We start from the raw sequence: 14,278 nt of genomic DNA on the forward strand, positions 1-14,278 counted from the left end.
GAAGCTAATAGTATAAAAATATATACACACTGGTTACAATGCTTGAGATACCAGCATTTCAGTAATTATACTTAAGATCACTATTGAAATCACATTATATGGAGTCCTCATCTACCCTATTTATAAATTCTTCGTTCAATCAAACTTCAATTCTCTATGATTAAAGTTTTCTATTTAAATTATCTTATACTTTCATTGATTTTAACATTAAGTAAAAAGCTCTAGATTTAATCAAAAACAAATTATATTGGCTTATGTAATATATTTGAATATATGTAGTTATATAGTATATAATTTAATAGACAATTACTTACTGTCAGGTAAAAACACTGTTAATTTGCAAATAATATTTAGGAGGACTACTTATGGATACAGTAGATTTTGTGCTTAAAATATTACAAAATATAATTATTAGTATTACTTTAGGCTTTATACTATGTGCAGTACAGCATGTTCTATCCCCATTCCAATATGGTGTGATTTATGAAGCTTTATTTGTTATGGGCTTCTGGGCGATAGTATATACATTAATAGCTTATGAAAAACAAAATCCTATAAAATTATTCAATCGTATAAATATGTCATGGATAAACTTTTTGATATTTATACTGACCATTTTATGCGTAGATTCTTTTATTTTTGTTTAAATATGATTTTTACTATGGATGTTCAGGTACAATTCTATAAGTCTACTTGCAGAGTTGTATCTTAATATATGAACTAAATGATAAAGATTTTTGGGGGTACTAATAATGAGGACAATCTGTAAAAGAATTAATAATTATTTAAAGCGGCTATCTACCTTTAAGTTTACTGTTGCTATGGTATTAGCTACATATTTAGTTCAATTGCCATTTATTCCATTATATAATCTTTATGAAAAGTATATAGGACCGATGGGGGGATCATCTAGCTTAAAAGCGTCATCTTTGGTGACACAAATTATATTTGCTTCAATCATAGCTCCTTTATTCGAAACACTCATCTCTCAGTGTGCAGTTATTGAAATCTTAAATTGCATTGAGATTTTTAAAGAAAAAAAGATCATTATCGCTATTATTTCAGCATTTCTGTTTGCAATTGGACATACTTATAGCTTTTTATATGTTTTTTATACCTTCATAATAGGTTTGATACTGGCATATTCATATTTAACTTATAAAGAAAAGAGCTATTCCGCATTTTGGGTGGTTTTCTGGATCCACTGCATAAGAAATACAATATCAACTATATTATTTACATTAAATTTATTTTAAGATAATTCAAAGTTTAAGATTAAATTTTTAAAATGTACAACATTCTTTAAATTTAAGTTAAGGGAACTTTTTAATAAGTTCCCTTAATTATAGATAGATCAGTTCCAAATAAAATCTAACTAAGCAATTTAATTTTCATTAATAGTTAGTAGAATCAGTAACTAAGTTTTGTAGACTAGAACTGGAGTATCTATTCCGCTGAACAGATAAACTGCTTCAGTCGTTAAACTCAAAATAAAGATTTCGATGGTTCTACGAATCTTTATTTTGATAGATTTAATTATGAAGCAGTTTATCTATATCATTCAAGGAGTATTATCTTTCACCTACTAATTCTAACGCTTCATTAGCCATTGTTAAAATATTTTTTTGAATATTATCAGCACTTTTCAGCTCTTCTTTAGTGTACCAGTTGAGCAAATTAGATTCTCCATCGGCTGGGCTTGTTTCATAAGATTTAGAGGTTGCATAATAAACAAAGTCTATATGACAGTGCTCTTGAGTTATTTCACCAAAAATTGTGTACATAGGATTTATTAATAATTTTTCTCCTGCTAATTCACATGATTTCTTTAGTTCTTCATTTACTGGATTGTATAGACTTATTTCCAAGCCTGATTCTTCCTGTGCTTCACGGATACATGCTTCTTCGGGTAATTCATTAACTTCTATATGCCCGCCCAAAGGAAGTATCTTTTTAGCCTTTTTGTGTAAGTGCAATAATACTTTATCTTTATGAACAATAAATACCGAAACAGTAAAGTGTCTATCCATATTTACATTTTCCTCTCTAAAATTGAATCCCAACTATTTCGCCGTAAAATGCAATTCTTTATTTATGTAATTATACATTATATAATTGTAATTTTACAAATATTTTACATGGCTTGTGCATAGATTGCTTCTCTTGATCTAATTTTTTTTTAGTTTTGTATCAATATGATAGGTATGAGCTTCATCATCAATTCTATACTTTAAGAACCTTTGTAAATTTGTATCCCTCCTTCTTCCTTGAAATATTTTTATATATTATTAAAACCATTAATTAGTATAATATAGACTTAAAAAAGAAGCCCCAAAAGGAGCTCCCTAAAAACCTCATCTTTATAACAATAAAAAGTTATCTATCATCCTACTCTAATTCATTCCAAAGTTTTTGAAAGACTTTATCCTCCATTTTGAAGAAAATATAAGAACTATTATAAAATACATACCCATCTTTGAAAAGTCTCAGTTCAACCTCACTACCATCCTTTAAAGTTAAATATATAAACTTCTGATTTTCTTCTCCTCCTTTAGTAAAAAGATCTGTTAAACTTTCTTGCTCATATGGAGTAGAATTTTTCAATTCCTTCACAAAGCTATTTAACGTGTCTAGATTCTTTAGTTCCTTATATTCCTGCTTGTTGTTATTCCAGCTTTCGAACCTTTGCATTCTGGCAGAGCTGATATTATTCTCTATTTTTAACTTACCAAATACATCTTCTCCGTTTTTTACAGTAATCCCATTAAAGCATTCATAAAACTCTGCATATATGGTTCCTTCTTGTTTACCATATGTCATTATTCTAAAGTTTTTATCGTAATTTTTAACAGTGTAAACATCTGCGATTCCAATGGTTGATGCAAGCTCTACTGCATAATCCTTCTGATTACTCCACTCATCTAAGCTTTCCTTAGTTGTTCCAATTTTTTTATCAATTAATTTTTCAGCATTTTCAGGAGTTATCTTGGTGCTTGAATGAGTATATATTTTTCCCTGATAAACAATGAGAGCTACCATTTTAGCGTTTTTTCCTGCATTTTTTTCTAATTTCATTTTCGGTATAGATATGCCATCTCCAGAGCTTATAGTATTAGGGTTTTTGGTAACTTTTATAGCTACAAGATTTTTAGCAACTATCCCAATTGAGACAACCATTATAACACTTGCCGCTATTACAGCCATTCTTTTAATTGAGAATTTATTATTTTGTTTCTTTGATATTTTATCTAAAACTTTTTGTTCAATTTCGTTGTCTGACACTAGCTTTCCAATAGCACTTTTAATGTCATGTCTATTCATAACTCTTCTCCTTCCAACTTTATTTTTAAGGTGTCACGTCCCCGTTTTAATCGCATTTTAACTGCCGATTCAGTAACCTTAAGTATCTTCGATATATCTTTAATTGAGTAATCTTCAAAGTAATAGAGATAAATAACGTCTTTATATTTAGAAGGCAATCTTATAATTTCCTCCATTATTTCTAATTCTTTTGAACTATCATAATATCTTTCAATATCCTCAGTATTTATAACTCGTTTACGCCATATACTTCTCAAAATATCTTTGCATACATTGATAGTCACTCTAATCAGCCATGCTTTTTCATGTTCGTTACTATTAAACTGTGGACTTTTGTATATTAACTTTAAGAAGGACTCCTGAACAGCTTCTTCTGCATCCTCTTTATTTCCAAGATAAATCATGCAAATTTTAAATAGCATATCGCTATAAATTTTATACTTTTGTGAGAAATTATCAGTTAACTGTTTAGATGGATTCTGCACAATCCTCACTCCTTTCGCCTATAACACGAATGAAAATACAATATGGTCACATGCTTAAAAATATTTTTTCATCTTCTTAGAAATTAAAAAGTAGTTTGATGAGTAGAAGTTACATTTTTATTGTTAACGCTTTAAGGGGAACCTTCCTAGGTCCCCCTCTTCATAAAACTTTGATCTATCAAATTGATTACTAAAGTATTATAACTATTTCTTTATTTTTATTTTTCTACAAAACTTTACGCACTACAATCATTATAATTATCAATGCAACTATAAGCCATGAGATTGGGTTAGCCCAGTTCATCGTCCAACCATATCCATATGCTTTGGGTATAAAAAAATTTGAATCTTCTGTATTGAAATAAAATAAAGAACCATGTAGCTCTCTATAATCTTTAATCTCTTCCTTTGTCCATTTTCTTCTCATAATAAAATCCCCCTTTATCGCCTGTTTATAAATATTGTACTGAATTAAACAAGAATATTCCAGCTAAATAAGAATGCATTTTTTATATTATCATGCTTAAACCCGCATATTTCCTATAAATTGTTATATAGTTATATAGTTAAATTTTTATATAGTTATATAGTTGTATATTTAAAATTTTAAGTCATTTAACCGTATAATTATAAATTATTTTCTTTTTACCTTTAAAGATGTAACGTTTTTGTGCTAAAGCTCATTGATATATAGTTCCTAACTCAACCAATAATTTAAACATGCCCAGAAATCCCCAGAATCCGGTACTCTCGTATAATTATAAATTAAGTTTCTATATAGGAACTCCTTAAACAAATTGTTATGTTGTATTTAAAAATCATTAAAATAACGGTATAATTGTAAATAACTAGTAAATTAATTGAATAAATATATAACACTTGATGTAACTGTACTTAATTTAATTCATAATCATTTAAAATACAATTAAACGGAGGTAGTTTAAACAATATGAACGAAAAGCATAGATCTATTTTAAACGAATTGTTATCTACTATAGATTTAAAATATAGTGGAGTGTTTTTACAATTGGCTGAATATGCCATAAGCCTCGGTTATAATCCAGTAAGGAACAAAACAAGTGATATCACTATTGATTTTCGTAAGAATAAATTTAAAAGATCAATTTTGAAAATGGAGTATTTTTACTTAAATTTTAGATATCTGGAGGATTACAATGAAATTTAAAAAGATCTTTTTAATTATCATTATTCTAATAATCTTATATATTCCAGCAAGTTTCATCTATACTAGGTTCTGTTTGCCACAATATAAAATGAATGATAATACAATAACTTATAAGGAAAATGTTTATGTCCGCAATGATTCAATCTCTTCTTTTGATGAGAAAAATGTTGGAAAAGCAATAGGTATTGCTATATATAAAAAGAGGACTTTAACTGACTATATCTGGCCATTTTGGGTAAGTGAATTTAAGGATGATAAGGAACATAATCGTATTTTTGTTAAAGGTCTCATGGATTTAGGCAGTGAGTATGACAAAAAATAAAATACCATTTTAGCTAATGGTATTTTACTTTCATCATAGCTGATATATTATTCAACCAGCTTATTCTATAAAGTTAAAGCATTAGGTTGGAATTAAGTGGTTTCTCATCCCATCTCCTAAATAGCTACTTAATTTCAACAATAGTCTTGAACATATAATTTTCTAAAGAATAAAAAAACAGTCAGTAACACCATTTCTAATAGAAATAAGATGCTACTGACTGATATTAATACCTTTTTACAGCAATGCCAATCTACAATTAAACTTTATCTACTTATCAGTTAATCCTACTGCATTTCAGGATTTCTAACTGTACTCTCTATAGATTCATAAACCACCTTCAATTCATGACAATACAGTGTTCCTTTGAACCAATAAGCATTTATATCATCAATTGGTGATACATCAATATTCTTTCCTCCAACTCGTGAAACTATATAGTCTTCACCCTTATAGTTATCAAGCTGCCAACTTCCACCTAGATTATTAATGATTAACTCACCATAATAAGCTGCTGCATCAATTATAAAATTACTGCTAGGTTCAGAGGACTTAGCTTTTTCAGCTTCTATTATTTTAATAAGTTTGCCTAATTGTTCTTTTGGATTTTCAAAAACTAAATCAAATCTTCTTGCAAAGCTTTCTGATTTAGATTTTGTTTCTTCTGATAAAGCATCAAACATTGATTTATCTGGCTTTAAATATTTCTTTGATAAAATTTCTAGGGTTTCTAAACCATATTTTTTTATGTGTTCACAAAATTCTTTAAGAATATCTTGAAGTTCACTTTCGCTATTATAGTTCCAGAAATATTTATTATTAAATTTTTCATCTATAAGGTAAAGCTGATAATCTCTCATTGGAGCCATTAAAGATGTTCTAAAAAGAAGCCTTATGGTATTTCCTATTCTGACCTTATCTACAACTATATATTTAGTCACACCCTCTTCTTCTTTTTCATATTGGTATACGCCTTGTAAATTGCTTGCCTTATAGCAGTACCCATACTGTTTTAAAAATGGAGACATTATATTCTTAATATTTTTTAATAACATATCAAATTTACCTCATTACTGTTTTTTTACTTAATATTACCATGCAAAAGCTTTTGTTATCAAGCCCCATCCAAAGCCTAGGGAAGGTACGTCATCTGCTGCACCGGCACCTCCAGTTAGCACATCTTCTACTAATGTACCAACAATTAATGCTCCACCAGCAATAACAAGTCCTGTTCTTGCAAGTGCTCCATAATCCTTGTTATCTTCTGTTGCAGGCTCTTCTTCTGTTTGGGTGCTTGGTACTGGCTCAGGAGTTTTATTTCTTAAATAATAATATACTAAGCCTGGTTCCGTAAAATAGTTAGTAAAGAGTACTATTTCCTTACTAGGGTCTAGTGTATACGGCAAAGTAACGCCACTTGGATTCCAGCTAGTCCCCCTCATTGGATTAACAGTACCGTTATCCATAAGACCATTTATATATGCATTTATTTGATTATTGGCCATTAGATTATATTCTGGACTTGTGAAAGATGAGATATGCTTTAGCTCAAATACTTCAGTGCTATAACCATTATACTGAACCATATCTGCTCTTCCTGTACCACTGGCATTGATATATACACCACTTGGAATAGTTACTTCTACAGATCTATTCATAGGACTCTGTGTTAAGAAGTAGCTTTCAACTATTCTGTGAACCTCTCTTCCCATCTCAAAATTAGAAGGATCTATACCATTATATCCACCTAAACCACCTACTCCGCTTAGACATGGATTATCATATAAATTATCAAGAGGATTTGTAGACTCTGGAATATGTCCAGTTGGATCAATGTACTTTAAAGGATTATTCAGTCCATAAATATATCGATTTAAAGTAGCTGTTTTGGAGATAGTGCCTTTGTACGTATCCTCACTAATAAATCTTCCTATGATTGGCATGTAATATCTTGCTTGAGCAAACAAAAGTCCATTAGCATCATTTTCATATCCTGCATATCCATAGAAGTCTTTTCCTGTAAATAGATTGATTAATGAATTTGAATTAAGCTGGATGTTACCAAATGCATCATAATCATATGCGGCCTTAGTTTTTCCTTTATCATCTAGAACTCTAGTTGTACTGCCCATGGAATCTTGTAGGAAAAAGCTATTTGTAATATCCAAGTTATAGTTATTCTTATTGCTTTCACTTATTAGATCAATACCATAGGTAAATTTGCTTGAATTATTAGTATTATAAGTTTCTAAAACCCTATTTACTGGTGAAGAGTAGTCTATGGTATAACTTTCTTCGTTAGTCACGCAGCTTTGGTTATTGCTATTTACCTTAAAGTCATCCCCAAGCATATTTTTCAATTTTCCTAATAAGTTAGGTGCTTCTTCCTTACTTCCTAATTTTCTTCCGGCACCATCGTAAGTATAGCTTGTAGTTACACCTAAAACATTTTTTGTACTTTGCAACTTATTACTAACATCAAACTTGTTTGATTGTAAGCTCAAATTAGAAGCCTTAATATCAACTAAGTTACCTCTTCCATCATAGGAAAATTGAATTGGATTATTTGATTGATTCTCCAATATTCCTTTTACACTACCACTTAGTTCTGTAACCTTATTTGCTTCATCATATTTGTAGTCTATAGAACTAACATATTTTCCAACAATATAGTTTTCTTTCTTTACTCTATTTCCTAATGTATCATAAATATATTTTTCAGAAGTTTTATCTGGATTATCTGCTTCAATCAATTGGTTTAAATTATCGTACTTGTACTTAGTTTCACCTTCGTTATAGCCATTGAAGCCTAATATATTCTTTCCTTCTTTTATTTCTGACAGTTTATTTCCTACTTCATCATATGTGTAAGAAAACTGTTCAACTAACTTGCTCTTAGGATCTAATGATTTTGATTTAGTAACTCTATTTAAAGGATCATATACATTAGTTGTAGTTATTCCATTTGGTAATGCCTCTTCGATTACATTTCCTACTGCGTCATATTTATATTGTGTTTCTTTGTTTTGTGAATCAGTAACCTTTGTAAGTCTATTCATTAAGTCATATTGGTAGTTTACACTTGTTCCATCAGAGTATTTTAATGAATTTAACTTATCTGCATTGTTCCAATCATATGAAACTTCCTTACCTTTTGGATCAATTGTCTTAATTATTCTACCTAAAGGATCTAAAGTATAATTAGTTTCCCCATTCCAATCCTTCATCTTAACTAATTGGCCTAGGTTATTATATTCGTAGCTGACAGTCTTACCATCTGAATAAATTTCTGAGGTAAGATTATTCAAAGCATCAAATTCATATTTTACATTTGTACCATCATTATTAGTCTTTAATATTAATTTACCGTTTTTATCATAGCTATAAGAAGTAACTTGATTTAATGGATTTAGTTCTTCAATTAATAGCCCTCTCTTATCATATTTATATTTAGTAATTATTTCCTTGAGATTGTCAGTATCTTTAGAAGAAAGTCCTTTATTTTGATTTGTTTGAATCAAGTTTCCTACATTATCATATTGATACTTTGTAGAATTTCCGTTTGCATCAATAACTTCTCTTATCTTACCGTTACCATCATATTTATAGGAAGTACGGTTGCCCTTCTCATCAATCAAGGTCTTTACTTTTCCATCGTTATAGTACTCAAACTTCTTTTTTGATCCAAGAGCATTATCTACTTCTATCAATCTATTTCTGCTGTCATAGATATATTTTATAGTATCGCCCTTTGCATTTTTATCTGTTAATAGATTTCCATTAGCATCATATTGTAATTCTTCTGTTGAACCATCTGCATTTATTACCTTGGATACTTTATCAATGTTATTGTACTCATATTTTGTCTCAGTCCCATTGAAATCAGTTATCTTTACAGGTAACCCATTCAGATTATATTCAATCTTTTTCTCAGCACCAACTTGATTTTTAATGGATATAAGCTGTCCAACTGAATCGTATGAATATGAAACCTCTCCATTTTTAGCATCTGTAACCTTAGAGATTTTTCCATCATATCTGTATTCATATTTAGTTTCGTTACCCTTTGCATCTATCACACTAGTGACTCTATTAAGGGCATCATAAGAGTATTTAGTCACATTAGAATTCTTATCAGTAACAGAAACTACATTTCCATTACTATCATATTCATAAGTTAATTTGTTATTTTCCTCATCAATAGCCTCTTGTAATTTATTTAGATCATTATATACAAATGATTTTGAACTACCATCTGCTTTTATAATGTTATTTATATTACCCATTGGATCGTAGTTATACTTAGTGGCTGCTCCTTCAGGGTCAACTTGCTCTTGCAATTTCCCCATAGCATTATATGAATATGATGTTTTGTCACCATTTTCATTTACTTCACTTATTAAATTACCATTGCCATCGTACAAATACTCTTTGACAGAGCCGTCAGTATAGCTTATCTTTGTAACCTTTCCACTATTGTTATACTCATATTCTGTCTTATTGCCTTTGGCATCCACTACAGAACTTACTCTATTTAAATTGTCATAAGTGTAGGTTGTCTTGTTGCCATCACCATCTACTTCAGCTATCTTATTGCCATTATCATCATATTCATAGGAATAAGTAGCTCCATTAGGCAGAACATTTTTAATAACCTGTCCTTTATCGTTATACTCCATCTTTATAACTCTACTTAATGGATCTTCAGCAGAAATTACATTTCCTTTTTCATCATAACTATACTTATAAACACTTCCATCAGGCCTTTTCATTTGGTCGATCCTATTGTTTTCATTATAAACAAATTCATTGACTTGCCCTAAAGGATCGATCTCTTTTGAGATATTTCCCTTGTCGTCATACTCATATTTATAAGTGTTTCCTTTCTTGTCCTTAAAAGAAATCACTTGGTTCTTATCATTAAAGGTTGTGTACTCACTGCCTCTTTTGTACACTCTTTCATTGATTCTTCCTTGTGAATCCTTCTTGTATAAAACTATTTGACCATTCTTCTCTTTAAATTGAGTTTGATTATCATCATATACATATTCATTAGTACTTCCATCTGCATATACTTGCTTAATTATTCTATTATTATCATCATAAGTATTGGTTATTGTTGTAATTCCTAAAGGATTAGTTATACTAACGATCCTATTTTTGTCATCATATTTATACTGATAAGCTTGTCCATTAACATCCGTCGACTTAACCAAATTGTTATTTTCATAAGTAAACAACACTTTTCTATCTGCATTATCTGTTATTTCACTTAAATTATCATCCTTGTATGCAAAACTTAATGTGTTTACGCCATTAGTTACAGTTACTAGCTTACCGTTTTCATACTTAAAACTTAAAGTTTTTCCATGATCATCTGTTTTAGATATTAAGTTTCCATTTTCATCGAATAAATAAGAAACTCCAAATTTGTTTTCTATGAAAAACTTATTTTCATCTTTCACATCAATAACTTTATAATCCTTAGATGAAAACCACTTCTTATCATCGCCATAAATAAAATCTTCTGTATGACCATCTTCAAATGTGATTCTATATCTTCTACTACTCACCTTTTTCAATTTTACAGAATAATTACTTACCCACTTATTTCCTAAAACACCTTTATCATTACCAAATGAGTTGTATACTCTTGTAAAGTTTAATGCATTTAGACCCTCAATCTTTAAATCCTCGTACTTATATATATAGTTTCCTGTAACTACATTTACTGGATCCCCTACTGCTTGAGAAGTACCGGAATCTATATCATTGGTTCCTAAGGATTCTACACTTGTGATATTTTTAAATATTGATTGTAAATATACGTATGAAATTAAATCATCATAAGCCTTTAATGAAAAAGTTCCATATCCATCATTACCAGTGTGATAGACATAGTTGTGCTCCCAAGTTAGAGTTGATGCAATAACCTTACCATCTCCTATTGGGTACTCTATTAATGTCGGCTCACTATTATTGCTAGCATTTAATATTATTTTTGTGTCATATGGTAGTGAATTTTTATCAAAAATTCTGTGGCTTGCGTAGTTAGAATACAAATCTGAATCTTTTAGCGGTTGGCTCTTAGTGAGAGCTCCAGTTACAACTGGATGAGTAGGATCACCTATATAATTATTATTTCTATAGGCAGTTGGCAATAACTTTACATCACCAGGAATCAGCAAGTCACTATACCCAATTGCCCATCCTCCATCACATACTCCATATAGCAAGGATCCACCTGCAATTACATATTGCTCTAATTTAGTTCTTATATCAGATAGACCTCTATAAAATTGATCATTTTGATCGTTTGCAACTATTATTAATTTATAATTCTTAAAATCTAGATTTTTAGCTGTATCAATGTCAACCTTTGTGTATGCCATCTGAAGTTTGTTAAGTACTACTTCATTTGTGTCAGTATTCCAAGGTCTAGTTGATTGTATTAGGAGTACATCTGCAGCTGCCGCAGCATTACTCTGCATAAAACTTCTTACTCTAACTTTTGAATCATTTAAATTAATATCTTTTGGTGCTTCATTAGTATTGTAAGATGAATATTGTTGGTTTGCGCTATCCTCACTATTAGTATCAGCGTATGCTATAGAAGTAGCACAATTGCTAAGTACGAATGTGAACAATAAAAGTAATACCAATGTGTTTTTAACAACTTTTCTTATGTTTCTGCTAATTTTCTGTTTCATATTTTTCCCCCTTTTATTAAATTAGTTACCCCTTTTATTTTGTTGCTTGTAAATGTAACCTTTTATACAAACTATTGTATTACATGTTTTTTACATTTTTCAACTATTTTCATATGACATATTAACTCACAAGTCCTCAATAGTAAGATTTTTTTATTTTAAGAATATACATTTTTTATAATAATACTAAATTTATTGCTTAAATCACTTTCAAATATACATCAGTCCGCATTGAACTCTACTAAGATAAAAACATGTTAGTTAATCAATTAAAAACTTTAGCTTTAGTTAGCATATAATTTTCACTCTTTTGTTGAAAGCAAAAAAGACTCCAAGTTTTTGAAGTCTTTCATAATTTACTTTTATCTACAAGTTTTCTTTTCTATTCACTTATATCAGGTGCCTTCACAAGCCTCAAAAGTGCAACCACAATACCTGCTATTGCAATTACTGCTCCAATCTTATAGGTGAAACTCATTGAACCTATGAAAAGCTCAGGATTACCAGAAGAAAGAGCTGATACATGACTTCCAAGCTTTGAGCTCATATGACTATAGAATATAGCTACTGAAATAGAAATTCCACTGGTCATTCCTAAATTTCTTATAAGGGAATTCATACTTCCTGATATACCAAGTTTATCTTTAGGAACTGAAGACATGACTCCTGCATTATTTGGAGACTGAAATAGCCCATAACCACAACCTAGTATAGTCATGCTTACCATTATAGCAAAATAAGACGAATCTAATCGTAAAAAAGACATTGTAAATATTCCAACACAAGTAAACGCAAGTCCTATAAAGGTAGGAATTTTATAACCTATTTTATCACATAAGATTCCGCTTAGTGGTGCCATTACAGCTGCAGTCACAGGGTAAACCATCATTATAATCCCTGCTTTTTGAGGAGAAAAACTTAATATATGCTGCAAATAAAATGGTTGTATTATATTTGTAAAATATATTACACAGTAGGAAATAAAGGCACAAAATATCCCTGCACTAAAAAGATTATTTTTAAAAAGAGTAAAATCTAGCATAGGAACCTTTGTATTTATTTCTATATAGCAAAAAGCTACAAAACTTAATACACATACTATAAATCCTAAAACTATTGGAAAACTACTCCACCCAAATGATTCACCATTTAAAAGTGATAGGAATAGTGCTGCTACAGTAACTACAAAAGTTATCATACCTTTAAAGTCAAAGATTTGTTCATTATTCTTAAATTCTTCTTTTGGTACATATCTTACACCAGCTAGATATGCAATTATACCAATTGGGATGTTGATTAAGAATATTGACTGCCAGTTAAAGGTTCCAACAAGAAATCCACCTAAAGGAGGTCCAGTCATTGTTCCTATGGCAACTACAGTTCCTAAAATTCCTGTTGCCCTTCCTCTTTCCTTCAGTGGAAATACCATTGTAATAATGCCAAAGTTACAGGCCATCATCATAGCAGCTCCAAGGCCTTGTATCATTCTAGCAAAAATTAGAAAAATCATCGTCTTCGAAAACACACACAGCAGTGATCCTAGTGAAAATATAAGAAATCCATTTTGATATATATTTTTCTTGCCTTTCATATCAGCAAGTCTTCCAAACATAAGTACAAGAGTCGAAATAACTAAAAGATAGCTGGTTACTACCCATTGTATTGTTCCTAAATCTACAGATAGTGAGGATGCCATCTTTGGTAATGCTACATTAACTATATTAATATCCAAAGTAGTCATAAAGGAACCAACCAATATTACTACTAGAGTCTTCCACTTTCCTTCCATCAATTTGGATACCTCCATCAATTGTTCAGTACTATAATATTAAAAATTTACTAAATTGATACCAATACTATGGATATAAAATATATAGTATTAAGCTATACTTAATGTTTAACTTTTATAAAGAACAATAAAAAAAGACTTCACTTATCGTGAAGTCTTTTCCGTATCATCAGATACTAATTACCTAGCAACCACCTACTCTCCCACACAGTCGCCCATGCAGTACCATCAGCCGTCTAAGTCTTAACCTTCGTGTTCGGTATGGGTACGGGTGTAACCCTTAGACGCATCATTACTAGATCTTTGAAAGATTATTCTTTCAAAATTGCACTTAAGTTAACTTTGTAATAATATTTATTGGTCAAGCCCTCGACCTATTAGTATCGGTCAGCTGAACATGTTACCATGCTTACACCTCCGACCTATCAACCTCGTGTTCTTCGAGGGGTCTTACTAGCTTACGCT

At 30.2% G+C, this 14,278-nt stretch carries 11 protein-coding genes and 2 rRNA genes; 4 read left to right on the top strand and 9 right to left on the bottom strand.

Annotated features, from left to right (window positions below; all coding sequences use genetic code 11):
* The first annotated feature begins 365 nt into the window (after nt 1–365).
* Together OCU55_RS10110 and OCU55_RS10115 are read left to right on the top strand one after the other, a co-directional pair.
* A complete protein-coding gene (locus OCU55_RS10110; RefSeq protein ID WP_261852183.1) occupies nt 366–647 on the top strand; it encodes a hypothetical protein in 282 nt (93 codons plus the stop codon).
* A gap of 105 nt (nt 648–752) precedes the next feature.
* Complete coding sequence (locus tag OCU55_RS10115) at nt 753–1,256, top strand: CPBP family glutamic-type intramembrane protease (protein ID WP_261852184.1); 504 nt, start codon at nt 753–755, stop codon at nt 1,254–1,256.
* Between the two features lie 315 nt (nt 1,257–1,571).
* Here the strand turns inward: OCU55_RS10115 and OCU55_RS10120 are convergent, their stop codons facing one another.
* The 4 genes from OCU55_RS10120 to OCU55_RS10135 all read right to left on the bottom strand — a co-directional run bounded on the left by OCU55_RS10120 (nt 1,572) and on the right by OCU55_RS10135 (nt 4,233).
* Nucleotides 1,572–2,030 carry an NUDIX hydrolase gene (locus OCU55_RS10120; RefSeq protein WP_261852185.1) on the bottom strand — a complete coding sequence of 153 codons (459 nt, stop codon included), beginning with the start codon at nt 2,028–2,030 and terminating at the stop codon, nt 1,572–1,574.
* Between the two features lie 358 nt (nt 2,031–2,388).
* Nucleotides 2,389–3,321 (bottom strand): hypothetical protein, encoded by a 933-nt coding sequence (locus tag OCU55_RS10125; RefSeq protein ID WP_261852186.1) that lies wholly within the window; start codon nt 3,319–3,321, stop codon nt 2,389–2,391.
* Nucleotides 3,318–3,806: an RNA polymerase sigma factor gene (locus tag OCU55_RS10130; protein ID WP_261852187.1), complete on the bottom strand. Its 489-nt coding sequence runs from the start codon at nt 3,804–3,806 to the stop codon at nt 3,318–3,320. Before OCU55_RS10130 ends, OCU55_RS10125 begins: the two co-directional genes overlap by 4 nt.
* A 226-nt stretch (nt 3,807–4,032) precedes the next feature.
* Nucleotides 4,033–4,233, bottom strand: a complete 201-nt coding sequence (locus OCU55_RS10135; RefSeq protein WP_261852188.1) for a DUF5808 domain-containing protein — start codon at nt 4,231–4,233, stop codon at nt 4,033–4,035.
* A gap of 522 nt (nt 4,234–4,755) precedes the next feature.
* Between OCU55_RS10135 and OCU55_RS10140 the strand changes: the two genes are divergently transcribed.
* Entirely contained in the window at nt 4,756–4,992 is a 237-nt protein-coding gene (locus OCU55_RS10140) for a hypothetical protein (protein ID WP_261852189.1), read from the top strand.
* Entirely contained in the window at nt 4,982–5,314 is a 333-nt protein-coding gene (locus OCU55_RS10145) for a hypothetical protein (protein ID WP_261852190.1), read from the top strand. The genes OCU55_RS10140 and OCU55_RS10145 overlap by 11 nt, the downstream gene beginning before the upstream one ends.
* A gap of 287 nt (nt 5,315–5,601) precedes the next feature.
* On the opposite strand, the gene OCU55_RS10150 is transcribed toward OCU55_RS10145, so the two are convergent.
* From OCU55_RS10150 to OCU55_RS10170, 5 genes are all read right to left on the bottom strand, one after another.
* Complete coding sequence (locus tag OCU55_RS10150; RefSeq protein WP_261852191.1) at nt 5,602–6,369, bottom strand: hypothetical protein; 768 nt, start codon at nt 6,367–6,369, stop codon at nt 5,602–5,604.
* Between the two features lie 36 nt (nt 6,370–6,405).
* Complete coding sequence (locus OCU55_RS10155; RefSeq protein WP_261852192.1) at nt 6,406–12,024, bottom strand: DUF6531 domain-containing protein; 5,619 nt, start codon at nt 12,022–12,024, stop codon at nt 6,406–6,408.
* 382 nt (nt 12,025–12,406) lie between these two features.
* A complete protein-coding gene (locus OCU55_RS10160; RefSeq protein ID WP_261852193.1) occupies nt 12,407–13,813 on the bottom strand; it encodes an MFS transporter in 1,407 nt (468 codons plus the stop codon).
* A gap of 182 nt (nt 13,814–13,995) precedes the next feature.
* Nucleotides 13,996–14,113: ribosomal RNA gene (gene rrf, locus OCU55_RS10165) — 5S ribosomal RNA — on the bottom strand.
* 57 nt (nt 14,114–14,170) lie between these two features.
* Nucleotides 14,171–14,278, bottom strand: a 23S ribosomal RNA gene (locus OCU55_RS10170); the annotation flags it as partial.

Origin of the sequence: Clostridium folliculivorans, assembly GCF_024341905.1 — a bacterium.
GTDB classification, from domain to species: Bacteria; Bacillota; Clostridia; order Clostridiales; family Clostridiaceae; genus Clostridium_AR; species Clostridium_AR folliculivorans.